The organism is Acidobacteriota bacterium (assembly GCA_016700075.1).
GTDB lineage: Bacteria > Acidobacteriota > Blastocatellia > Pyrinomonadales > Pyrinomonadaceae > OLB17.
The window spans coordinates 3,102,250-3,127,212 of record CP065000.1 but is presented as its reverse complement, the minus strand read 5'-3'; the positions used below and the strand labels follow the sequence as shown (position 1 = coordinate 3,127,212).

The 24,963-nt window shown below is 52.5% G+C and carries 16 protein-coding genes; 11 read left to right on the top strand and 5 right to left on the bottom strand.

What is annotated here, in order from left to right; all coding sequences use genetic code 11:
- Positions 1–252: 252 nt before the first annotated feature.
- The 10 genes from IPM50_14170 to IPM50_14125 all read left to right on the top strand — a co-directional run bounded on the left by IPM50_14170 (position 253) and on the right by IPM50_14125 (position 14,667).
- Entirely contained in the window at positions 253–1,662 is a 1,410-nt protein-coding gene (locus tag IPM50_14170) for a VWA domain-containing protein (protein QQS32781.1), read from the top strand.
- Between the two features lie 5 nt (positions 1,663–1,667).
- A complete protein-coding gene (gene xseA / locus IPM50_14165) occupies positions 1,668–2,990 on the top strand; it encodes an exodeoxyribonuclease VII large subunit (protein ID QQS32780.1) in 1,323 nt (440 codons plus the stop codon).
- Positions 2,987–3,661: a hypothetical protein gene (locus tag IPM50_14160; protein ID QQS32779.1), complete on the top strand. Its 675-nt coding sequence runs from the start codon at positions 2,987–2,989 to the stop codon at positions 3,659–3,661. The genes xseA and IPM50_14160 overlap by 4 nt, the downstream gene beginning before the upstream one ends.
- Positions 3,662–3,663: 2 nt before the next feature.
- Positions 3,664–3,897: an exodeoxyribonuclease VII small subunit gene (xseB, locus tag IPM50_14155; protein ID QQS32778.1), complete on the top strand. Its 234-nt coding sequence runs from the start codon at positions 3,664–3,666 to the stop codon at positions 3,895–3,897.
- An 859-nt stretch (positions 3,898–4,756) separates the two neighbouring features.
- On the top strand, positions 4,757–5,884 hold the full coding sequence (locus IPM50_14150; protein QQS32777.1) for a VCBS repeat-containing protein: 1,128 nt from the start codon (positions 4,757–4,759) through the stop codon (positions 5,882–5,884).
- Positions 5,885–5,931: 47 nt separating this feature from the next.
- Entirely contained in the window at positions 5,932–11,046 is a 5,115-nt protein-coding gene (locus IPM50_14145) for an RHS repeat-associated core domain-containing protein (protein ID QQS32776.1), read from the top strand.
- A 3-nt stretch (positions 11,047–11,049) separates the two neighbouring features.
- Positions 11,050–11,430 carry a hypothetical protein gene (locus IPM50_14140; protein ID QQS32775.1) on the top strand — a complete coding sequence of 127 codons (381 nt, stop codon included), beginning with the start codon at positions 11,050–11,052 and terminating at the stop codon, positions 11,428–11,430.
- Between the two features lie 117 nt (positions 11,431–11,547).
- The gene (locus tag IPM50_14135; GenBank protein ID QQS32774.1) at positions 11,548–13,158 is read left to right on the top strand and encodes a hypothetical protein; all 1,611 of its coding nucleotides are present in this window, start codon (positions 11,548–11,550) and stop codon (positions 13,156–13,158) included.
- 22 nt (positions 13,159–13,180) lie between these two features.
- Positions 13,181–13,942, top strand: a complete 762-nt coding sequence (locus IPM50_14130) for a hypothetical protein (protein QQS32773.1) — start codon at positions 13,181–13,183, stop codon at positions 13,940–13,942.
- A gap of 155 nt (positions 13,943–14,097) precedes the next feature.
- Complete coding sequence (locus IPM50_14125) at positions 14,098–14,667, top strand: hypothetical protein (GenBank protein QQS32772.1); 570 nt, start codon at positions 14,098–14,100, stop codon at positions 14,665–14,667.
- Positions 14,668–14,736: 69 nt separating this feature from the next.
- On the opposite strand, the gene IPM50_14120 is transcribed toward IPM50_14125, so the two are convergent.
- The 4 genes from IPM50_14120 to IPM50_14105 form a co-directional block, all read right to left on the bottom strand.
- Positions 14,737–15,447 carry a Bax inhibitor-1/YccA family protein gene (locus IPM50_14120; GenBank protein ID QQS32771.1) on the bottom strand — a complete coding sequence of 237 codons (711 nt, stop codon included), beginning with the start codon at positions 15,445–15,447 and terminating at the stop codon, positions 14,737–14,739.
- A 72-nt stretch (positions 15,448–15,519) separates the two neighbouring features.
- Positions 15,520–15,933, bottom strand: a complete 414-nt coding sequence (locus IPM50_14115) for a DoxX family protein (GenBank protein QQS32770.1) — start codon at positions 15,931–15,933, stop codon at positions 15,520–15,522.
- Positions 15,934–16,044: 111 nt separating this feature from the next.
- Positions 16,045–17,928: a phosphoenolpyruvate carboxykinase (GTP) gene (locus tag IPM50_14110; protein ID QQS32769.1), complete on the bottom strand. Its 1,884-nt coding sequence runs from the start codon at positions 17,926–17,928 to the stop codon at positions 16,045–16,047.
- A gap of 124 nt (positions 17,929–18,052) precedes the next feature.
- Complete coding sequence (locus IPM50_14105) at positions 18,053–18,355, bottom strand: hypothetical protein (protein ID QQS32768.1); 303 nt, start codon at positions 18,353–18,355, stop codon at positions 18,053–18,055.
- A gap of 257 nt (positions 18,356–18,612) precedes the next feature.
- On the opposite strand from IPM50_14105, the gene IPM50_14100 reads away from it, so the two are divergent.
- A complete protein-coding gene (locus IPM50_14100; GenBank protein ID QQS32767.1) occupies positions 18,613–24,174 on the top strand; it encodes a DUF4394 domain-containing protein in 5,562 nt (1,853 codons plus the stop codon).
- Positions 24,175–24,491: 317 nt separating this feature from the next.
- On the opposite strand, the gene IPM50_14095 is transcribed toward IPM50_14100, so the two are convergent.
- On the bottom strand, positions 24,492–24,950 hold the full coding sequence (locus IPM50_14095; GenBank protein QQS32766.1) for a hypothetical protein: 459 nt from the start codon (positions 24,948–24,950) through the stop codon (positions 24,492–24,494).
- Positions 24,951–24,963: the final 13 nt, after the last annotated feature.

The following is a 24,963-nucleotide window of genomic DNA, read 5'->3' as shown; positions in this document are numbered from 1 at the left end:
GCGTTCTTTACCATCGCCCTCCTATCTCTGCCGCTGGTTGGGCAGACCACCCGAGTAGAAATTTCTATTGGTGCGCCTGAGCTATTATCCGTAATTAACAGGAGCGGTAAGGTCGCTGTTCGCACGGTCTCCGAAGAAGAGGCCTCACGTCAATTCAAATTAAAGGCATTTTCAAGTGCCTCTTTAGACGAAAGAGATTTACGGGTATCCGGTTCCGGAAAGAACGCGGAGATCCGAGTTGCTCCTGTCCGAGTGGATCAGAGAATAGACCTTGAGATCACTGTCCCATCCGGATCGCGTATAAAGATCGAAACAACTGAAGGTGCAGTAACTGCCGAGGGCGAGTTTAGATCGATCGAGATACGTACATTGACCGGCACGATCGCGGCGAACGTCGGGACCGAAAAGCTCTCATATTCATTTGAGTGGACCGGATCGAGACCTCGATATTCGGCGGACATCGAATTGCCCAGTATCCGTGAACGGGCCGGAGGAAGATTCGAGATCAGCGGTAATACTTTTGGCAGATCACTCAAAAAGGGCGAAAAAGATAAAAGGACAGACATTAAATTCTCAACGGCACGCGGGATCATTCTCCTTAACGTCCCGCCAAATGAGGTCGCTAACGATCTGCGTGACAGGCCGTTGACAAATGCTGCAAAAGCGATCGTTCGCAGCGGCGACAGTCTTTTGATGGAGGCTATTCGCCGATCTGCCCCCCGCTACTACGGCGAATACGCCCGAAGCCTTCCTCCGGTTGTTACTGAGCCTCGCATTTCCAGACGTAAGGAGACAGTAGCCTTACAACCGTCCGATCTTCGAAAAGCTTCGATACGGTTCTTAGATATGAACAACAGATCCGTCGAAGGCATGACAACCTCAGGGATCGAGATCATTGAAAACGGGGAACGCCGCGACATCGTATCCGTACAGAGGTCCGAGGCTCCTTTTAATTTGATTCTCCTTTTGGACGTATCAGGCAGCGTCGACCGGTATATGACCTTTATCAGAAAAGCAGCGCGGTCGTTTTTGGATACCGTATCAGTAATGGATAGGGTCTCGATCGTTACTTTTGCCGAGGATGTAAAGGTCTTATCCGGTTTCACAACCGACCGAACTAAACTCTCTTCGTCTTTGGATTCATTCGATGCCGGCGGCGGAACCGCATTCTACGATGCTCTTGCCTACACATTGGCTGAAACACTGAGAGCAATTAAGGGTGAAAGGACCGCTATCGTCGTTCTTACAGACGGCGATGATAACAGGTCATTCTTGGCGTTCGATACGCTTTTGGGCCCTATAGAAGAGAGCGGTGCGGTCGTGTATCCGCTTTACGTACCTTCGGGTGTGATGGCTTCTGCCGATCTCACGGAAAGCGGGTTGGACCCGCTTCGTGAACGATATCTGAACTCGATATTAACCGATAAAGCCAAGGACGAAGGTCCCAGGCTCGCATCGGTATCCGGCGGAGTGTTTTATAACATCACGCAGCTATCTGAAATTCAGACGGCGTATGACGACATTGTAAAACAGTTGCGCGGCTCCTATGAAATAACATACCGAAGCTCCTCAACCGTCGAAACTCCTTTGAACCGTATTCGCATTCGTTCGCTCAGGCCGAATACATTTGTGCAAGTATTGAATGTTGAGTCTGTGAGATAGATCTAATGGCCGAATCATACTTTGATCTGCTGACGTCTGATGATGCCCGATTGCCGATGAGCGTCGAGGAACTTACCTCGCGCATTAAGGCCGCTCTCGAAGATGAATTTGGGAACGTTTGGGTCGAAGGTGAGGTAGTCAATTTCACAGCTGCGGCGTCGGGACATTGGTATTTCAATCTTAACGACGGAAAGGCTCAGATCCGCTGCGTTTGCTGGAAAGGCACAAACTTTCGTATCCGGTTTCGCCCCGAGAATGGGATTCAGGTACGAATTCGCGGCAAGGTCAGCTTCTATACTGCTCGGGGCGAGACGCAATTGGTTGTCGAGTCGCTCGAGCCGTCAGGCGAAGGAGCTCTTCGGGCCGCTTTCGAGCAAATTAGGTCCAAATTGGACAATGAGGGTTTGTTTGCTCCGGAGTTGAAACGTCCGATACCGTTCTTTCCGAATCGTGTGGGCATCGTCACATCGCGAACAGGAGCGGCGTTTCACGATATTTTGAGTGTACTGACGCGAAGAGCGATGTCGATCAGCATCCTTCTGCTCCCTACATTGGTGCAGGGTGAAGGTGCGGCCGACTCTATTCGAAACGCGATCACCGCGGCGAATCTGTTTAGCGGGCAGCTCCCGCCAAAGGAAAAACTTGACGTTCTGATCGTTGGCCGCGGCGGCGGCTCAGCCGAAGACCTGTGGGCATTCAACGACGAAGCTTTGGCGAGGGCGATCAGGGCGAGTTCTATTCCGGTAATTTCGGCGGTCGGCCACGAAATTGACTGGACCATTTCGGATCTCGTCGCCGACCTCCGTGCAGCTACGCCGTCCGCTGCTGCGGAACTCGTCGCAGGTCGAGAGGAAGACATACTTGCCACGCTTTCTTCCACTGAGACCCGCTGTTTCGAGATAGCCAAGAATCGAACATTTGCTGCGGATGTCGCACTCAATTCGCTGAGTGATCGGTTGACCTCTGAGATCTCAGATCGGTTCCATACCAAGCGGAATCTCTATAATGAGTTATTGCAGGCTTTCTCGCCTTCTCGGCTCGTTGGCATCGCCGCTGAAATGCGCAGGCAGGTCGATCTACTGGCAAATCGAGCAGGTTCGGCGGCGGTAAGCAGACAAACGGCGTGTACGGAAGCCTTTAGTTTACAGGTCGCCAAGCTCGACTCTCTTTCTCCGTTGGCAGTTTTGTCTCGAGGATACTCGCTGGTACAAACCTTGGACGGCAGGGTATTGCGAATGGCGGAGGACGTAGCCGTCGGCGATAGGATCGGCGTCAGGCCGGGCAATGGCCGACTGACAGCCGAGGTTGTAGAGGTGGATCCCAAATGACACGGTCGCGGCGTCTTGCGCTGATCACAAGCACCGTTCTGGCGGCAGTACTGTTGGTCATTGGCGTTGGCACTTTGTTGTATTATCAGCGGCTGAAACAACAGCCCGTTTATTCGCTTGCTCTTCTTGTTGACGCTGCAAAACGCGACGACCGTGCAGCGATCGAGGAACTGGTTGATTACGACGCGGTCGTAGATGATTTTACGGTTCAGGTGATCGACAAGGCGATCGAGCTTTACGGTAGAGGCCTGCCGCAGGACACATTGCGTAAGGCCGCCGCTCTCTCGCGGCCATTGATTCCGGCTGTAAAAGATAGAGCAAGGTCTGAGGTGCCTCGGGTGATCCGGGAGAGAACCGAGCAGTTCGGGCATGTACCGTTCTTTGGTTTGGTTTTCGGAGCGGATAGATATCTCGAAACCGTCAACACCGGCAACAACGCCGTCGTGAGGAGTATATTGGACGACCGCCCGCTTGAGGTCAGGATGCGTCGGGTTGGCGATCGTTGGAAGATCACCGGCATACGCGACGAACGCCTTGCACAGGACATCGCTGCGGCGATCGGGCAGGAGATAATCGCCGTCGCGACCAAAGGCGGAGAGGCCGCCGCAGAGCGTCTGGGAATTGGTAATCTAAGCGAGATAATAAAACAGGCCGAGAGGCTTTTGAGGTGAAAATGGATAAGAGTTTCGAAGAACTTTTAGGTGAATTGGAAAAGATCGTCGCTTCGTTGGAAGAAGGCGACCAGCCGTTGGAACAGAGCTTGGAACTGTTTGAGAAAGGCGTCGCACTTTCCCGCGAATGCCGAGCACGGCTCGAAAATGTCGAACGCCGCATTCAGGTCCTCATTCAAAAACCCGACGGTGAGGCGGCCGTGGAAGATATCGAGGTCAATGATATCGGCAGCTGAAATGTTATGTCTGGAGCAGACTTGTTCAGATAATTCGGAACCACTTTGTTGAATATGTAGGCCATTGCAATAGTGTATTCGAAGCGTTGGGCCGGCTAATGACGATCGACCGCGTCCCGCGGCAGCAGGCGAGCGATCTGATCGGGTGATCTGACGAACATCTAAGATCAGATGAAGGCTCGCAATTAGATCGCAAAAAACCAAAAATCCAAAAATATGTATCAAAGTCACGTGACAATGGCTTATTTTCTCGTGACTTTGGTCTCTTTTCTCGTGACAATGGCCTGTTTTCTCGTGACATTGGCCTGATTTCTCGTGACAATGGCCTGTTTTCTCGTGACATTGGCTTGATTTCTCATGACATTGGCCTGTTTTCTCGTGACATTGGCCTAAAGTCACTTGAAATTGCCTTAAGATCAACTGATCCCGGGCGAAACACTGCCGAAATTGACTCGTTTTGAGGGTGCCCGTTTCGATATCGCACGTAGCTCAATGCTGATAACCTATTGTATTTCAGAGGTTTAGCGGCACACGGCGAAAACGGCCCCCCAAAACTCCAAAGCCATCTCCGGTATCGGCCCCGACAGTATCCATTTTTTCGTATTTCGATACGCCCCGTGTTTGGCCAAATATAACTGCCGGCGTCTGTAGTTGAGCGCCGCAATTGTGGATCTGACCGGTAGCGCTTTCCGCTTGTCGAGCGGCGCATCTCGGCGCCTCACCGTACATCGTTCCTTCAAAAATGCTTCCATTAGAAAAAAACGCTTGACAGATCGATAGGGCGCGCGTATGCTCCGTGTAAATCGATCAACAACGAGTTGGTTATCCCCCTTGGATCAGGACAAAAGGAGAGACCATAATGTCCCTGCCCCCGCACGGATCTTTTTATCGACGTCGCAGCGTCTTGTTTGCGGCCGGAGTGTTTGCGTTCGCGTTGCTGCTGACAGCCGGCATATTTGCGAGAAACGGCTGGTTCCCTAGAACGGATGCATTGACCGGTGAGAGGACCGGTTGGTTCGGTCGAAAACTCCCGAAGAACTCACCTAGCAGTTGGGATCCATTTGCTGTTGCAAGCCCGACGCCTACGCCGCAGCTTAGCAAGGAGTACATCTACGCCGGATCCCGCCTGCTTGCGGTCGAGGACGCAAATGCCAATGCCGTCCCTCCGGCGGACCTTGCGGTATGGCGGCCGTCAAACGGGACATTCTATGTCCTCGGCGGGCCCGGTTCTCAGCAAACCTCGCAAGGCTGGGGAATGGCCGGCGACATCCCCGTCCCGGGTGACTATGACGGCGACGGTAAGACCGATTTCTGCGTATTTCGTCCGTCAAACACGACCTGGTACATTCTCCGCAGCAGTGACAGCTCTGTTGACTATATTTCGCTCGGGATGTCCACGGACCTGACGGCACAGGCGGACTTTGACGGCGACGGCAAAACCGATGCGGCCGTCTATCGCCCTTCGACTGGCGATTGGTATGTGCACAACAGCTCGACCTCTCAGGTGACGTCGCATTCGTGGGGAACGTCATCGGACGTGCCTGTACCGGCAGACGTCACGGGTGACGGGAGGGCGGACCTTGTGGTTTGGCGAGATTCCAACGCCACATTCTATGTTTATGACATCGCCACACAGCACAACTTTTCGACCCAATTCGGCAGCAGCGGCGACAAACCGGTGCTCGGCGATTACGATGGCGACGGCAAATCGGACCTCGCCCTATTCCGTCCGTCAAACACGAACTGGTACATAAAACGCTCTTCTGACAACCAGACCGACACGATCAACTACGGCGATTCAGGCGACACACTAGTACCTAACGACTACGACGGCGATGGCAAATGCGATATCGCCATCTGGCGTGTGCTCCCGACAAAAGGCAACCCTGGCTACTGGTACATCCGCAAATCAACAGATCAGCAAACCAGAACCGAATCCTGGGGCACCGCCGGCGATATTCCGGTACCGGCTTATTACAGGAGGTAGATAGAGTGTTCGATGATCGCCGAAGTTATAGGAATCGAGAATAGACAATGCGAGGAATTATGAAATACCGCGAATCTCATCGTTACATTGGAGTAGGGTTGGCCGTTGTGCTTTTTGTATTCGGTCTGTCGGTGATCGCCCGACCGCAGAATGTCCAATATCAACAATACTCTGTTGATTATGCGAATAAGCTCGATTTGAAGGTAGATCCCATCACATTGGGAATGTCATTCAATTTGCCTCTGACTACTTACTCGGGACGCGGAAAGACGTCAATACCATTTGAACTTTCCTACAATTCGAAGGTGTGGAAGATGCAGTACGAAGGTTACTATATGGAGGGCACCTGTTGCCAGCCTCTCGGTTTCCCGCCCTTTCAACACGGGATGTTGACTGACAACTTCTACTCATGGGTCTCTGTGCAATTTGCGGAAAATACTGTCTCCGGCTGGCAGCTTCGCGGGGGATTTCCCAGCTTCACTAATGATTGGCTTTCGCTCTATGATTCTCTGGGTGACCCTGCGGGTATCGAGAATTATTATCAGAATTTCATTGTTGATAGCTTTAGGCTTCAAATGCCAAATGGCTCCACCGTAGAATTTCGCAAAGATGACAAAGTTCACATTCTCCCATACCAACCATCATATCCAGAAACCTATTTCTCGACGGACGGCTCCCGTATGAAATTTGTTCGAGACGATGCTTACTCTGGAACACTTTTTCTTCCCGATGGTTCCAAATACATTGTTGGCGGCAATCGCGCGTTTTTCGATGTTGCCGGAAATAAAGTCTCTTCTGTTGATACTCTTGGACGGCCAGTAAATTCGAATAATCTGAGTAATGCTGATGGAGACCAAGTGCTTGAATTTCCGGGCTTCGGGAATGAAGCAATGTCTTACATACTGAAATGGCGTTATTTACGGCATCCGCAGACCCAGGCGACAATCCTGTCGAATCCTAATGACGATCTACACTATCTTGGGGATTCAATACCCACAGGACAATACTCACAAGTATCACCCAGTCTGTTCGGATCGGCCGCGGGTACTCGGGTTACGCCCGATTCTCTTTTCAATCCCTTGCTGCTTTCGGAATTAGAACTGCCTGACGGTCGAGCGTACCGGTTCAGATACAACGTGTATGGCGAGATAGATACGATAATTTACCCAACCGGAGCGTATGAACGGTTCGAATACGACACAATTACGGGCATTTCTCCTATGAACGATCCTTACACACAGGCCAATCGAGGCGTGGTAAAGCGATGGGTAAGCGAGAACGGTACGGGCAATGACGAGTTGTTGTGGCAATATTCTGCTGGAAATACCAACGGATACTGGACGCGTGTCACGAACCCTGACGGTACCTACACCGTTCGAATAATAAAGCAGGGACTTGCTCCCGGTTATCTGAAATACGGTTTTGACGATGCGACGGCAGGCAGCATTCTTGAAGAGAGGTTTTATACAGCATCCGATTCAATGATCCGGCGGACGCTAAACTCCTATACCATGGAAGGGCCGAGAGGTTCGGGAGCCCACCAGAATGCCACCCGCGATCCGCGGCTAGAAAAGAGTATTTCGATCACGATCGAGCCAAATAGCTCGACGGCATTGATGACGATGACCGAAAATGAGTTCGATTGGCACAGTGATCTCGAATACTTTGCTTATCTAAACGTCAAACGCGTCAAAGAACACGGATACGTTACGGTTTCGAAGGCTGCCGCCGAGTACGTTTTGAATAACTTCGGTACCTTCAGCGCTTATTTCAACCCGCAAACACTGGTCAGGATAACCGAGTACGATTACCTTTACGACGGACAATACAAGAGCAGATATATCCACGGTCTTGTTACAGAAACTCGTATCAAGGACGAAAACGGTAACGTCAAAGCAAAAACGCAGTATTTTTACGACCAGAGCGGACATACCCTTTCCTCGTCAGGCACGATGCCAACCGCGGCCGCGGGCAGTTGGGTCGATCCGAATACATCGATCCTTGGCAACCTGACCTCGGTGAAAAGCTACTACGACATCGCGAATGGCTACTTTGTCGAAACAAAGAACTATTATGATCAGTTTGGGAATCTAAGGAAAACCCGGGACGGGCGGGGCCATGACACGGTCACAGAATATGACGACGACTATGCTTTCGCCTATCCTACGAAGGTAACAACGCCTGTGCCTGACCCGTATGGAGTCCATGGTTCCAACACAGCGTTTGAATCGTTCATCACATACGACTACAACACGGGACTCCCGCTGACCTCTACAGACGCAAACGGGCAGACATCGACAATGGAGTACAACGACCCGCTGCTCCGCCCTACCCGCGTTATTGCACCGAACGGACATCAGACGATCACGGAATACGGCCAGCCCGATACGAACGGACAGCTTCCGGCAAGCCAGCGATTCGTTAAAGCACGTTCTCAGATCGATGCAACTAGCTGGAATGAGGGTGTTTCGTGGTTTGACGGGCTTGGCCGCACGGTCAAGACACAATCCGTCAATGCAGAAACAGGAGATATCTTTACTCTCTCCTGCTACGACAATATGAGCCGTGTCTCCAAGTCTTCGAATCCGTTTCGAGGCTTTACCGGGCAGAGCTGCGCCACGGCGAACGGTTCGTCGGATATTTTCTGGACCTCGAACACCTTTGATGCCGCCGGCCGGCTGTGGAGGGTTACAACGCCAGACAACGCGGTTGTCGAGACAGACTACGATCTCGCAACTTCCGGCGGGCAAATTGGTACTGTTGTCACAGTCACCGACCAAGCCGGTAAGCAGCGGCGTTCGATCACAAATTCACTCGGCCAACTCATACGGGTTGACGAGCCAAATGACGCAGGCCAGCTTGGGGCTGTTTCCAGTCCTAACCAACCGACGTTTTACACTTATGACACGCTCAATAATCTGACGACGGTGACGCAGGGCGTGCAGACTAGGACTTTTACGTACAACAGTTTGTCGAGGCTGCTCACGGCGGCGAATCCTGAGAGCGGCACGATAAGTTACGGTTATGATTCGATTGGGAATTTGACGACGAAAACCGATGCGAGGAGCATTACGACGACTTACGCTTATGACGCTTTGAATCGTGTGACGCAGCGGAGCTATTCGGATTCGACGCCGGCGGTGAGTTATTTTTATGACAATTTGACGAACGCAAAGGGTAAACTTACAAAAGTGACCTCCAGCGTATCGACAACCGAATACACGTCGTTCGACATCTTAGGTCGTGTGACCGGGCATAAGCAGACGACGGACGGGACGGCTTATTTGACCGGCTACGCTTATAATTTGAGCGGTGCGATGGTCGAGCAGGTTTATCCGTCCGGGAGAGTTGTGAAGAATGTTCTCGACAATTACGGATATTTGTCGATGGTTCAGTCCAAGAAAAACGCCGACGCCGGTTTTTGGAACTACGCAGAGAATTTCACCTACAACCCCGCCGGTGCGGTGACGTCGATGCAACTCGGAAACGTCAAATGGGAATCCACGCAGTTTAGTTCCAGATTGCAGCCAACGCAGATCGGTCTGGGCTCGACGATGGGTGCGACGAATCTTCTGAAGCTCGATTACGAATACGGAGCGACTGCATCCGTAAATAACGGCAACATCACAAAGCAGACGATCACGGTTCCGACGGTTGGTGTTAACACTGGCTTTACGGCAGTGCAGGACTATACCTATGATTCGCTCAATCGTTTGAAATCGGCGGTTGAGAACGTCACGCCGCACGGCGGCTCGCCGACGCAGTCTTGGAAACAGGCCTACACATTCGACCGCTACGGAAACAGGCGGTTTGATCTTGCGAATGGCAACACCACCTTCCCCGATCCGAACTGCCCCGAAGCGATATGTAATCCAACGATCTCGACGAGCAACAATCGCCTGACGTCCACCGGCTGGAGCTACGATTCGGCAGGCAATACAACCAACGATCCGCAGGGCCGAGTTTTCACATACGACGGCGAGAACAAGCAGTACGAAGTAAGAAACTCTGCGAACCAAATAATCGGCCAGTATTTCTTTGACGGAAACGGCAAGCGTGTCAAAAAGGTCGTCCCCGCAACCGGCGAAGTGACGGTGTTCGTCTATGACGCGATGGACAAACTTGTCGCGGAGTATTCAACACAAGTCGAATCCGTAGAAAATGCAAAGATTGCCTATCTGACGAGCGATCATCTCGGCAGCCCTCGGATCAAAACGGATCGAGACGGAGCGGTGATCTCAAGAAACGACTATCTCCCCTACGGCGAAGACCTCTACACCGCCCAACGAACCCAAAACCTCGGATACTCATCCGACGATATCAGACAGAAATTCACGGGCTATGAAAGAGACGATGAAATCGACCTCGATTTCGCACAAGCCAGATACTACAACAAAAATCACGGACGCTTCACCTCAACGGACGAACCCTTTTTGGATCAATTCGAGAGCGACGCGCAGAGTTGGAATCTATATGTTTACGTCAGGAACAACCCGCTCTGCTTCACCGACCCAACGGGCATGTGGAAGTGGTCAGATCCAGATCAGAACGGATATCGATTCGTCGTTTGGGAAAAGAACGATAATTGGCAAAGCCTCGCTGAATTCCTTTATCAGCAGACTGGAAACTACTATCCAGCCGCAACCTTGGAAGATTTCTATGGACAAACAGGAATGGCCCCACTTGGTGAAGGGCTTGTACTCTACTTGGGTCACTTCGACGGAAGACCACTACCTGGGCCCCATGGAATACAAGACGCCACCGTCGAGAATCTACCCATAAATCGAGCTGGCGGTGTTATAGCTAAAACGGGAATTATTGCTTGGCTCCTCCGCAAGATTGGAATTGGTGGGGCAAAGCAACAGGCTAAGAAAGAGATCACGAAGGAGGTAAGTAAAAAGACAGTTGCTGACGTAAGCAAAAGAAACTTGAAACATATTAAGAATAGACACTTAGACGAGTTCAAAGCAATTGATCCATCGATCACGTTAGAAAGGGTCGTCGAGATTGGGCAAAAAATAGTTACTGACGGCGTTGCGACTGCGACTCGAGCGAGCAACCGCACCTTTCAAGGTGTTGTTGAGATCGGCGGGCGACCCACAACGGTCAAGGTGGTTCTGAACTCGCAAGGCGGAATTCGATCGATTTATCCACTGAAATGACTTATGAAGATTGATTTTGTTCTCGATGAAGCAGATTCAGATGATCCGATGGCGATCGATCCTGTTGGTGATATCACTATTGAATCAAGAGGTGAGTCAATAACCGAGCGGTTCGTTTACATTGACTCGTGGCTGAATGCTCTTTTGGAAGGCTCCAGAAAGGCTCGATTTTCTGAGAGGCTGGATGTTGATTTACTTGAGGAACGCGATCCATTAGTTTTCGAGCGTAGAAACGAATCGTTTTTGCTCTCTTTTCGCGGGAAGTCAATCGTTGTGGATAATCTCGACCAACTGGAGGCCGCCTCTATCGCTGGAATCGAGAATCTATCGCAAATTATGCCCATTCCAAATAATGTTACCCCGCAACCTGATGAATCAGGCTGATCGTGATGGAATACGGCGAGATTGATTCGGTGACAGGACAAGTAAATGCGTTAAAAAATAACGGAAAAGGATTGGGGTCGGGCATGCGATGTTGCGAATTCTTAAGGACAAGTTGGATTGGGATCTCGATTTTTGGAAAATGGCAACGTAACGAAGAAAATGATCGCTGTTGGGCAGAGATATCAATATGATTCGTTAAATCGGTTAAGGTCAGCGGTCGAAAACGTTACGCCAAACAGCGGTTCGCAGTCGCAGTCTTGGAAACAGACCTACACTTTCGACCGTTACGGAAACCGGCGATTTGACTTCACCAGCGGCAACACGACATTCCCTGACCCAAATTGCCCCGAAGCGATCTGCAACCCGACAGTCTCGACGAGCAACAACCGCCTGACCTCGACAGGCTGGAGCTACGATTCGGCAGGCAACACAACCAACGACCCGCAAGGCCGCACGTTCATCTACGACGCGGAAAACAAACAAACCGAAGTCCGCGACCAATACAACACCGTCATCGGCCAGTATTTTTACGACGGCGACGGGAAGCGGGTAAAGAAATACGTGCCTTCGACCGGCGAAACGACCGTTTTCGTCTATGACGCTCTTGGCAAGCTCGTCGCCGAATACTCAACCGTCGTCGAATCGGTTGAGAATGCCAAAGTCGCGTACCTAACAGCCGACCACCTCGGTTCCCCACGCATAAACACCGACCGCGACGGCAACGTCACATCAAGACGCGACTTCATGCCCTTCGGCGAACAGATATACACATCTCAACGCACGATGGAACTCGGCTACGACAGTGATACTGTCCGCCGAAACTTCACCACCTACGAACGCGATCAGGAAACCGACCTTGATTTCGCGAAGGCAAGAATGTACCGAAGTGACTTGGGCCGATTTTCAAGTCCTGATTACTTCGCCTACAATACCAGCATCGCTGCGCCGCAAAGTTGGAACCTCTATCAATACGCTCGAAACAATCCAGTATTGTATAAAGATCCGGGAGGGAAGGATCTTTATATAAACATTGGCGGTAAAGATTACAAGGTGGCCCGATCCGACCAGGCTTTTGTTCTCGTAGGGAACGACGGTAGTGATTCTGATGTTGTCAGTGCCCAGTCAATGGTTTACAGAATGGCGGAGAGATATAGGCGTGAGATTAATGAACTTATCAATAACCCGTCAACAACTCGGATTAGCATAGGATTTACCGACGAGAAATGGAATGTCGGCTCAATTAGGGGCCCTAATCCTACCCAGTCGGCTAACGAAGATGGCGACATTGTCAACCTATTAAATATTCAAGCAACTCTCTCCTTATACCGAGGTGATGCCGACGGATCATTCGTAATATTTGCGACAGAGACGTTGTTGGCACATCTCCTAACCAGGGAGAATATGTTCTCCGCAACTACCGGTCAGCTTGCTGACGGCAGCCTGGACCGAGGTGCGTTAATGAATGACGGGTCGATGCCAGTCCGACACGACGAATTGTTCCGTGGATTTGAGGTTGTGGTACGGGAAGCCTACAGACTTCCGCTGATTGAGCCATTTACTCGATTTGCTACCGAGGTACGCGTAGTTGAGAGCTTTACCGACCGCTATGTGCCCTTTGACGCCTCTCCAGGTCCGGCAGGTCATCTGGGACAACCTGCCCGGCCGGATCGTCAGGTTAGTGCGGGGCCATGCTATGGTCTTAGCGGGGCAGTGATACCATGCAACTAAAAGAACGCAGGAGGAAACGAGAATGAATACAAAATACGTCATTGAATTGCGAATGGTATTAAGCTGTTTGTTGATCTGCGGTTTTGTCGTTTTTTTTACAAATCCGGTGATCGGGCAAGAAGTATCTGAAGAAGCAGAGTCGGTCACCGCACCGAGTAAAGAGGAATTTAAGGATTCCGACGGACTCGCAACGCCTTGGGTCTGGTGGAATACCGCTTGTTCCTTGAAAAAAGAGCTGAACTGCAGGCACACTTATTGGGCACGAGACAGTGGGCGATCGTTTCTATCTTTCTTTGACTCCGACGGCAAGCTTTGGTACAGCTACGATTGCGTGTTGATGGAGGGTAGTCTGCCGAAGGATTTTGACCCGATAGGTTTTAGGTATTCGGATTACTACAGAATCGTAGGCGAGTCGAAAAGCTGGTACAAGGTGGAGATCAACGAGAGAACACGCGAGACGAAATACATTGTACGATCTGACCCAAATTGGGTGAAAATAAGTTGGGCGCAGTTCTTCACCTACCATCACAGTATTTATATATCAGGAGGTGTAAAACTGCGGGATAAACCAAATGGCGATGTTATCGAGGAATACCGTTACCGGCATTACGATCAACTCCATTTTAACCGCCTAGAAGGCGAGTGGATGCGTGTGCGAGCAAAGAATGTTATTACTACACCGGATGATGACTTTTTCGGATGGATCCGGTGGCGCGACGGCCGCGAGATATTGATCGGTAGCTTTCTGTCCAAATACAAAATACCGAAATCACGGGTGCCGTAGATAGCTTCTGCAAAAAGTAGCGATCATTGACGAATCACGTCATCATCAGAGAAGACCTTGCCAAGCGCCTGATTTTACACTTCTCGTTGGCATGACTTTGTCTCTATGAACGTCCTCCTGGCGTCGCTGGCTCAACCAACGGTGCGACGAATTTATTGAAGCTCGATCACGAATACGGAGCGACGGCGACAGTGAATAATGGGAACATCACAAAGCAGACGATCACCGTCCCGACGGTTGGAGTGAACACTGGCTTTACGGCGGTGCAGGAATATACTTACGATTCGCTGAATCGTCTAAAATCTGCGGTCGAGAACGTCACGCCGCACGGCGGTTCGGCTACGCAGTCTTGGAAACAGACCTACACATTCGACCGTTATGGAAACCGGCGATTTGACTTCACCGGTGGCAACACGACATTCCCCGACCCAAATTGCCCCGAAGCGATCTGCAACCCGACGATCTCGGCCAGCAACAACCGCCTGACCTCAACAGGCTGGAGCTACGATTCGGCCGGCAACACCACAAACGACCCGCAAGGCCGCACCTTCACCTACGACGCAGAAAATAAACAAACCGAAGTCCGCGACCAATACAACACCGTCATCGGCCAATACCGCTACGACGGCGACGGCAAGCGTATCAAGAAAATCGTCCCCGCAACCGGCGAGGTAACCGTCTTTGTCTACGACGCCAACGCGATCGGGCGTTTTGATCCAATCTGATCTGATATGAATTAGGCTGTCCGAAGTATTCTCCGAACAGCCCATCGTCGATGAAGTTGAACCTTTAGATCAGTCTCGTGAGCTGAAAATGGTCAGGAGATACCAGAAAAGCAGTGCCACGCTGGCGAATAGCGTCAGGGATGCGGCGACGTGCTGTTTTGTATTGAACGTATGCAGCACGTTCGACGTCTGATACAGGATCGATGAGCCTGCAAAGGCGACCATGATGAACGCAAATACGTTACCCAACGAAAACCCGAACAGCAGGCTGGCAACAATAAACCCGAGTGCCGCGAAACCTGCGATCGCAAGGATCGGTCCGAGCCACGAAAAATCAGCACGCGTAATGAACACCGTTACCGTCAGACCGGCAAACAAGCCGAGAGCGACGACGCCCGCCTTGGCAATGGTCGAGGTATCGCCCGCGTACGAGGCCGCGACCAGCAGAAGCGGAATGAAGATGATCGCTTCGGCGACAATGAAGATGCCGAGCCCGATGTATTGCGTCGCGATCGAGGTATCCGAAACAGCCCAGCGGTTTGCCAAAAACGAAACCAGCATGAAGAGTCCGAGTACGACGAGCCATCCGATACTGCCGCCGGAAAAGATCAGGGTCCCAATCACTTGAGCGATACCTGTAGTGAACAAAACCGCCTCAAGGGCAATAAAGGCGAGAACTGCGAAAGCCAGCAGCGTATATGTACGACGAATGAATGCCGCCCTCTCTACCGGTGCGGCTACAATTGCCGGTGCTCCGTAACTTGTTGAAAAATCGTTCATGAAAACCTCCTTATTTCGATCCCACGATACTGCGGGTTTAGATGACAAAAAGCCGCCAATGTTTGCCGCGATCTAGTCGTTAGAAGCAGCAGTTGAGCCTTTGAAAAGCGAATCAACGCTCCAAACGCCCGATCCTTTGGCAGCGATGAAAAGGAACAAAAACGCGTAGATCGCCGCCAATTCGCCTTTATTCTGCAGAGGCCAAAATGCCGACATGCTGAAATGGGCCATGAAATAGGCGACGGCCATCGTACCGCTGGAAATGAAGGCGGCGATCCCCGAAAAAAGGCCTATCATCACCATCGCTCCAAAGACAAGCTCAACAAACGCAGCGACCAGAATAATACCCGCCGGAAACGTCCAGTCGCCGTCACGGGGAGGCCAATTGAACAACTTTTGCGTGCCGTGCATCAGGAACAATAGCCCAGTGACAATACGCAGGATCGCGTAGGCATATTCCGAGTAACGGCCAAGAATGGATGTCATTTTGATAGGCTCCTTTCGATCAATTGACGTCAGTATAGCACTAATCAAAAAAAGAGAGCGAACCGAAATTCGCTCCTTATTATTGAGTGGATAGCCCCTTCGCAAAGATCATTAACCGGCGGCCTTCACAGCCTCTTCGGGTTCGACTCGCGGTGCGGCCAAACCGAGATCGTGTGAACGCCAGAGATTAGAAACGAGCAGTTCACGAATGAACGTCATTTCCTTCGGCAGACGGTCATAAAGCTGGAAAAAGAGTTCGTCGTGCATCGCTATCTCCTGGAGCCACATATCCCGATCGAGGTTCATCACCTTGTTAAATTGTTCCTCGGTGAAGTCCAGTCCGCGCCAGTCAATATCCTCATACCGCGGCATCCAGCCTAGCGGCGTTTCCTTGCCGATGGACTTGCCGCGGGCACGCTCCACGATCCATTTGAGTACGCGCATATTCTCGCCGTATCCGGGCCAAGCGAACTTGCCGTCTTCATCCTTGAGGAACCAATTGACCGAGAAGATACGCGGCGGTTCGGGTATCTGACGGCCGAAATTGAGCCAATGCGAGAAGTAATCACCCATGTGATAGCCGGCAAACGGCAGCATCGCGAACGGATCGCGGCGAACCTCGCCGATATTGCCGAAGGCTGCGGCGGTCATTTCAGAACCCATCGTCGCGGCCTGATAAACGCCGAACGCCCAATTGAACGACTGAAGTACAAGCGGGACGACGCTGTTGCGGCGGCCGCCGAAAATAAATGCCGAAACGGGCACGCCTTTGGGATCGTTGAAACTCTCATCCGCGACAGGGCACTGAGTGATCGGTGCGGTGAAACGGGCGTTCGGATGAGCGGCTTTGGCTTCCGATGCGGGGGTCCAATCGTTGCCCTGCCAGTCGATCGCGTGTGCCGGCGGTTCGCCGTCCATGCCTTCCCACCACACGTCACCGTCGTCAGTGAGAGCAACATTTGTGAAAATCGTGTTCTCGCGGATCGATTCCATCGCGTTCGAGTTGGTGGAATAATTCGTTCCCGGGGCGACGCCGAAGAAACCGTTTTCGGGGTTGATCGCACGCAGTTTGCCAGTTTCGTCGGGCTTGATCCAAGCAATATCGTCTCCGACCGTCGTGATCTTCCAGCCCTCTTCCTGGAAAGGCTTCGGCGGGATGAGCATCGCGAAATTCGTCTTGCCGCACGCCGATGGGAACGCTGCACACACGTAATCTTTCTGGCCGTCAGGCGATTCGACGCCGACGATCAGCATATGTTCCGCAAGCCAGCCCTGGGCACGGCCGAGCGTCGAAGCGATACGCAGAGCAAGACATTTCTTCCCAAGCAGAGCGTTGCCGCCGTAGCCGGATCCGTAGGAAACAATTGAGTTTTCTTCAGGAAAATGAACGATGTACTTATCTTTCGGATCGGGCGAGCACGGCCATGATACACCGGCCTGGCCTCCTTCGAGCGGCATTCCGACCGAATGCAGACATTTGGTGAATTCACCGTCACCCATCGCGTCGAGTGCCTGATTGCCCATGCGGGTCATTATGCGCATATTGACCGCAACATATGGCGAATCCGAGATCTCAACGCCGAACTGCGAGATCGGTGATCCGATCGGGCCCATGCAGAATGGGATAACGTACATCGTACGGCCTTTCATGGCTCCATCGAACTTCTTCTTCAAGATCAGCTTCATCTCGTGCGGAGCCATCCAATTGTTGGTCGGGCCGGCATCGCCTTTGGCACGCGAGCAAATATACGTGCGGTCCTCAACGCGGGCTACGTCAGACGGATGCGAACGGGCAAGGAACGAATTAGGCCGTTTTTCAGGGTTTAGCTTGATGAACGTGCCAGAATCAACCATCTCCTGGCAGAGGCGGTCGTATTCTTCCTGCGAGCCGTCGCACCAATAGACACTATCGGGCTTGCACAGCTCCACTGCTTCTGAAACGAATTTGATAAGTTCCTCGTTGGTGATGTTCGAAGGGATATTAAGGTCGGTCATAAAATTGGTCTCCTGCCAAAAAAGCAAAATTGTAAAACGCCGCCGGGCCGATCACTGAACAAACGAGTAATTAGCCTCCGTTTTCGGAGTTATTCGCATAGCTTATCACGGCGTTGCAAAATTGTTAATGCATACTATCGGCCGCCAAAAAAGTGCTCTTGCGGAGCAGTAAGCAAAATAGCACCAAAAATCGCCAAAAAGTGATGCGAAATTGCCAAAAACGTGCCCGAAAACGCCCCAAAACACCGCGGCGACACGCGGCGGCGGGTAAGAAGTGCCCGTCGCCATTTGCCGTTTGCACGTCAGGATCACGTAACAAGGTCAGATAATAGACGGGCCGCTGTGCAGAATGGCAGCAGGCGCGTGTTTTGAGGCGTGATACACACGCGGCGGCGCCGGACACAATGCCGTCGATAATGCCGCCCATTCTGCCATTGCTGCCTCCGCCGCTGCAGCCGTGTATTCCACTTCTTGCAGCCGTGCATTAGCAAATTCCAATCATGGATCGATCGCTAACGACCGCAGTTGTCGAATCATAATTTTTTTCATTTTTTCATATTTTTTTGACGGGTTCTACTGCGGTCTTCGGCGTTAGTAGATAGAGGGTTAGATTTCGGTTTGAATTCGCGGCCTGTGGTAGGCAGCAAGGCCGAAGGAAGAAGCCCGAGAAACGGAGGAAAATCGATGAGGAAAACACGGTATATATTCGGAACGGTAATGGTATTGTTGGCGGTGATGACGGCTGCCGGCATGATCTTTCTGGACGGCATCCTGCCGGCGGGAATTGCATCGGTTGAAAGTAGAGGTAGGATCGAGCAGCGTAGCTCTGTCGGAGTGTATTTCGAAGAGAACCGCGGCCAGCATCATCCGGAAGTCACATATTTTGTTCGGGGTTCGGCAGGAAACAGCATTTTCCTGACCCGGCTGGATGCTGTTTTTGTTGCAGTCGAGAACACCCGGCAAAAAGTATCTGATTCTGACGAGCCTAATCCGGATCTCGCCCCAGGGCGAAACGTCGAGCGGCCGAAATCGGCTGCCGCGGTCTATATGACGCTTTCGGGAGCCACGACGGCAGGCGAACAAGCGGGCGCAGGCAAGCTCGAACACCGCACGAATTACTTCATCGGTGAGGCCGCAAACCATCGCATCGATGTCGAAAACTTTCGAGAGGTTCGCTCATCGGGCATCTATCTCGGCGTCGACCTCACATGGCGTGGAAGGGCCGACGGCATCCTCGAGCCGGTGATAACCGCAGAATCTGAAGCAGCATTGGAGCAGGTCGAATGGACTTTCAGTGGAGCTGACAGCGTATCGCTAGCTGACGACGGCGGTGTGATTTTCGATACCGGTTCCGGAGCGATCAAGGTCGCAAATCCGGTTGTCGTAGTTCTGACCGAAGATGTCTCCGGCGAAAGGCGAATGAGTTTTGCGGTTGATGCTTCAGACCGGATCCGGCTTTCCGCCAACCCCATCAAGGAGAAGCAGGCAATTGCCGAAAACGAACCGGACGCTCCGGGCCTAAATTATTCGACATTTCTCGGAACGAACATGCGCGACGACGGACTTGGGATGACGATCGATGCGACCGGAAACGCATATATCACCGGTTCTACTTTCTCTGCCGCGTTCCCGACGACGCCCGGAACATTCGATCCATCGATCAACGGTTCGTGGGATATGTTCGTGACAAAGTTCAATACCACGGGATCAGCCCTAGTGTATTCCACATATTTGGGCGGAGCTTCGGATGATTATGGTGCAAGTGTCGTGGTCGATGCGGACGGCAATGCCTACGTTGGCGGGCAAGGCAGATCAGTGGACTATCCCACGACCGCCGGTGCATTTGATACGACCGCGAACGGCGACTATGACATTTTGTTCACAAAACTCAATTCCGTAGGAAACGCTCTCGTCTATTCAACCTACATTGGCGGATCTATGGTCGATTTTGTCCATCCAAATTCGATCTCAGTCAATGCAGCAGGAAATGCTTACCTGACCGGTGAAACATTTTCATCAAACTTTCCGACGACGCCCGGCGCTTTCGATACTACTATCAGCGGCAAAGACGCATTCGTCTTGAAGCTGAATACTTCCGGCAGTGCGCTCGATTATTCAACTTTCCTTGGCGGGACCTCTGACGATATCGGATACGGGATCACCGTTGACGCGGACGGCAATGCCCACGTCACCAGCATTGCCGGCGGTAGCTCATATCCGACAACAGCCGGGGCTTTTCAAACGACGTTTGGCGGATCGAACGACGCATTTGTCACAAAGCTCAATCCCACAGGGACTGCCCTTGTTTATTCAACATTCCTCGGCGGAGGTAATAATGAGGCAGGCGTTGACATAGTTTTGAGGCCGGCCGGTAATGCTGTCGTTACGGGTCGTGTCAACGCCGGATCTACCACGTTCCCGAGGACGACCGGCGCGTATCAAACCACGTTTAGTTTGAACAATCACGCTTTCATCACCGAGTTTGACCTGGCCGGAAGTGCCGTTGTTTATTCGACCGTTTTCGGAAGCACAGCCAACGACACCGGCGAAGCGATCGCGCTTCTCTCGGATGGCTCGGTCGTGATCGCCGGCAGTACCGGTTCTTCGACGCTGCCGACAACCACGGGTGCATATGACACCACCTATAACGGAAATGCGGATGTATTTATCGCACGTTTCAGACTTGACGGAAACGGAGCATCAGACCTCACCTACTCAACATTTCTCGGCGGCGTTAATAACGACGGTGTTCGAGGTTTGGCTGTTGATGCCGTGGGTGATGTCTATGTCAGCGGCACGACGCAATCAGGTTTCCCGACGACTGCCGGGGCATTTAGTACCGTTTACAACGGTGGCGACTGGGACGCATTCGCGTCCAAACTCGAACTGACCGCCGCCCCAACGCCAACACCGATGCCGACGCCGACGCCGACACCGACACCGACACCCAGCCCGACGCCCACTCCAATCCCTTGTCCAGGTGTTGGGAGCTGGGGGGAAGAATCCAACCTAGTTGCAGCCGACGGCGAGGCTAACGACAGGTTCGCATGGTCTGTTGATGTCAGCGGCGATACTGCGGTTATCGGAGCGCCGTTTCACGGCACATCGATGCCGTCAAGCGGAGCGGCATACATTTATAGACGGATCGGTGGCGTGTGGTCTCTGGAACAGAAGATCGTAGCCTCAGACGCTGAAGCGGGTGATCAGTTTGGCATCAGTGTCTCGATCAGCGGCGACACCATTGCAGTAGGTGCCCACCTCGCTAGAACTGCACCACTTTCTGAGAATGGTGCGGCGTATATATTTACACGTTCAGGGAGCGTTTGGACTCAACAAAGTAAATTGACCGCCTCGGACGCCGACAGTTTTGAGGCGTTTGGTTCCTCTGTTGCGGTTGATGGAAACAAGCTGGTAGTGGGTGCCGTGAATGATACGGTGTCTAATGTTGGCCAAGGTTCTGCGTATGTGTTCACACGAAGCGGCAGCATTTGGAGCGAGCAGCAAAAGCTCGTTACATTCGATGGAGCACCGTATGATTATTTCGGGTCGAGTGTCGATATCAGTGGAGATACCGTCGTTGTCGGGGCGCCATCTGATGACGAACCGCAACTAGATCGCGGCTCGGCGTATGTGTTTACGGAAAGCAGCGGAATCTGGACATTGCAGCAGAAATTGGTTGCATCCGTGGGAGCCGCAAATGACTACTTCGGCGTCAGCGTCGCGATCGACGGTGATGTGATAACGGTCGGTGCACCAGGTAGTGACACTCAATACACAGATCAGGGATCAGCTTTTGTATTCTCACGCTCCGGCATCAGCTGGAGCGAGGTTGATCGATTGTTAGCCAGCGACGGAGCACCTTCGGATAGGTTCGGAAACAGTGTGGCCATACAGGGCGGCACGATCGTAGTAGCGGCATCCGAAGAAAACGCTAATAGCGTCAATCAAGGCTCCGCTTATGTTTTCGACTTAATAGGAATAGATTGGACCGAACAACAGAAGCTCGTGGCCTCGGGTGGATCTGCCTCGGATCTATTTGGGAATGCCGTCGCTGTATTCGGCGATATCATCTTGATCGGATCTAATAGTGATGATTCACCGCTAACAGACAAGGGTTCCGCGTATATCTTTGAGAAGGACTGTCAAGGGTCACCCACGCCCGTGCCTTCGCCCACGCCGGGCCCGCTCGCCTATGAGCTGATCTACGGAATTACCTCCTTCGACCTTTTCAGCGATGAACGAGGCCTTCAGCTTGTTAGATTCACTACTGATCTTCCTGAATATATAGCGACTGTCGGTCAAATCACCGGTGTGATTGCAGGACACAGTATACGTAGTATTGACTTCCGGCCCTCAACGGGGCAACTCTACGGGATCAGTACTAATTTCTCCGGTTCTCAAGCCCAGATCTATACAATTGACATAAACACCGCGCTTTGTACGCCCGTCGGTCCAACATTTGGCCTCGGGTCAAATAATAGCGCCAGTGTCGATATGGACTTTGACCCGGTAGCAGACATGATCAGAGTAATTACTCGATCGTCATTCGCGTTCAATAAGAACTTTCGAATTAACCCAAACACCGGAGCTGTCCTGGCGACAGACTCAAATCTCGAATTTGACTCGGCCGATCCGCAAAACGGGATAACTAATTTCTCCATAGTCGGGATAGCTCATTCGAACAATATTGCGGGGTCGACCTCGACAACGCTATACGGCTGGGACTATCGCAACGACGGCCTTGTCACCATCGGAGGTTCGGGCGGAACGCCAAGTCCGACAACCGGAAAGATGTTTACGGTATCGATCCCACCTGCGACACTAACTATTAACAGCGGGATCGGCATCGATATCAGCGGTGCGACGGGCAAACTGTATGCCGCACATAACTCGTTTTTGTTTGGCAGCCAGGGCATCTTCGTTAGAGATCTGACGACGGGATCCGAAATCTTTGGCGGATATTTTGCCGATGATTTTTCGATTCCGGACATATCGGTGTTTATAGCACCGCCAGCTACGCCGACACCAACACCGACGCCAACGCCAACGCCGACACCGACGCCGACGCCGACACCGACGCCTACAACCGAGGTGCAGTTCGCGGCTTCGACGTTCATGGATGATGAGTCGCAGAGTGCGGTGATCACGGTGACGAGGACGGGCAGTTTGTCGGGCACGTCGAGCGTAGATGTGGTGCTGACAGACGGGACGGCGACAGGCGGTGCTGATTGCACGACTTCGGGTGTGGATTATGTTTACACGGGGCCGGTGACGCTGAACTTTGCGATAAATGACGATTCCGAATCTTTCAGCGTACCTCTGTGCGGTGATGTGATCAATGAAGGCGCCGAGACGGTCAACCTGTCTTTGACCAACAACGTCAATGCCGACATAGGATCGCCGAATACCGCCGTGCTGAACATAAACGACACCGCATCGCAGTTCCGCAATGCGACGGCGATAGATATGTTCTTGGGAACGGCAGGATCACCGAACCCTTCGACCATCAACGTTACGGGAGGACCGACGGTCATCGGGTCCATGAGAGTTACTCTGTATGACCTGTCGCACGATATCCCGGACAACATAGACATACTGCTCGTAGGGCCGAACGGTGCCAAGTATGTGCTGATGGGCGATACCGGCGGGCCTTTCACTATAGATGTGAATTCGCCTGTAACGCTGAGCTTTACTGACAGTGCTGCGGCGGTGCTGCCTGATTCGAATGTGCTGACGACAGGCACATACCTGCCCACGACCTGCGAGACGCCTGTGACGAACTTTGCGGGAGCTCCTGCAGGGCCGTACATCGAACCGGGCTGTGTCGTATCAAGGCCCGTCACGCAGACGATGTTCGGGGCATTCGGGCTGACAAGCCCTATGGGCAACTGGAACCTCTATGTCCGAGACGACAACGGCTCACCGCTCACAATGACGGCAATCGGAAGCATCGCAGGCGGTTGGGGACTGGAGTTCCTGCCTCCGACCGCAGCAGGTGTTGAAGTGTCAGGCCGCGTCCTCACGCCGGACGGGCGCGGATTGCGTAACGCCACGGTGACGATGACCGACGCGGCAGGTGTCACACGCGGTGCGGTCACATCTTCGTTCGGTTACTACCGTTTCGAGGGCGTGCCTGTGGGCGATTCGTTCGTGATGACGGTCAACTCACGCAGCTACCGCTTCGTTCCCCGTGTTGTAACAGTCACCGATACGCTGACCGATGTCGATTTCGTGGGACTGGAGTGACACGTCGGACCGCAGGCTGCCAGCATGCATCTTGTCAGAACCACCTGCGGTAGCGGGTGGTTGTTCGCCGGCCCGCAACCAAGCTGCCTGCGGTCCGACAGAATTGCCCCGCTCTTAACGAGCGGGGTATTTTGTTAAAGAACGAAGTTGCAGAGGCCCGCGCGTAAGCAAGGGCGATAGCGAACGACCAAAGCATACAAGATGATCACAGGCATCTTCCGGCAAAGCCGCTCCCGTATGATGACGCTCCGGATATCGCCCTTGCTTACGCGCGGGCTTCTGCAACCTCTGCAGGCTGGCAGCATGCGGTCCGAAATTTAACGTTTCCAGTAGTTGCGGATCTTTAGGTCGAGAAGCGGGAAAGCGCAGTATTCGACAGTGCGGCCGGTCTCGCGAAGTGTGGTGACCATGTCGATGGCGGCATCGGCGTTTCGAGTGTGGACGACGATGGTCGCGGCACGCTGTATCTCGGGATTATCGCGAAGGTATCGCGCGACCGCGAGGCCCGTATTTGCCCAGTCGTCGTGGTCGTTCGATTCGTAATGATGCGGCAGCAGATCGTGATCGAGAAAGATGGCGTCATAGGCACGCTCAGCCAGCAATTCGACCGCTTCCTGCACGTTCTCGGCAATGTCGAGGTCGTCACCAACAAAGCGTTTTCGAAACCATCGGTGGCGGCGTTCGTCGTCGTCGAGCAGCATTACGGCGATCGGCGTGCGGTCCACGCTGAGGTCGGCAAGGCCAAATCGGATCATCAAGCTGCGAAGCATTCCCATAAACTTTTATAAT

Coding starts and splice junctions, on each gene's coding strand:
- IPM50_14160 (QQS32779.1), top strand. CDS start 2,987: ATGACACGGTCGCGGCGTCTTGCGCTGATCACAAGCACCGTTCTGGCG.
- IPM50_14115 (QQS32770.1), bottom strand. CDS start 15,933: ATGACATCCATTCTTGGCCGTTACTCGGAATATGCCTACGCGATCCTG.
- IPM50_14100 (QQS32767.1), top strand. CDS start 18,613: ATGAGGAAAACACGGTATATATTCGGAACGGTAATGGTATTGTTGGCG.
- IPM50_14095 (QQS32766.1), bottom strand. CDS start 24,950: ATGGGAATGCTTCGCAGCTTGATGATCCGATTTGGCCTTGCCGACCTC.
- IPM50_14130 (QQS32773.1), top strand. CDS start 13,181: ATGAATACAAAATACGTCATTGAATTGCGAATGGTATTAAGCTGTTTG.
- IPM50_14110 (QQS32769.1), bottom strand. CDS start 17,928: ATGACCGACCTTAATATCCCTTCGAACATCACCAACGAGGAACTTATC.
- xseA (QQS32780.1), top strand. CDS start 1,668: ATGGCCGAATCATACTTTGATCTGCTGACGTCTGATGATGCCCGATTG.
- IPM50_14145 (QQS32776.1), top strand. CDS start 5,932: ATGCGAGGAATTATGAAATACCGCGAATCTCATCGTTACATTGGAGTA.
- IPM50_14140 (QQS32775.1), top strand. CDS start 11,050: ATGAAGATTGATTTTGTTCTCGATGAAGCAGATTCAGATGATCCGATG.
- IPM50_14120 (QQS32771.1), bottom strand. CDS start 15,447: ATGAACGATTTTTCAACAAGTTACGGAGCACCGGCAATTGTAGCCGCA.
- IPM50_14105 (QQS32768.1), bottom strand. CDS start 18,355: ATGGGCGGCATTATCGACGGCATTGTGTCCGGCGCCGCCGCGTGTGTA.
- IPM50_14150 (QQS32777.1), top strand. CDS start 4,757: ATGTCCCTGCCCCCGCACGGATCTTTTTATCGACGTCGCAGCGTCTTG.
- xseB (QQS32778.1), top strand. CDS start 3,664: ATGGATAAGAGTTTCGAAGAACTTTTAGGTGAATTGGAAAAGATCGTC.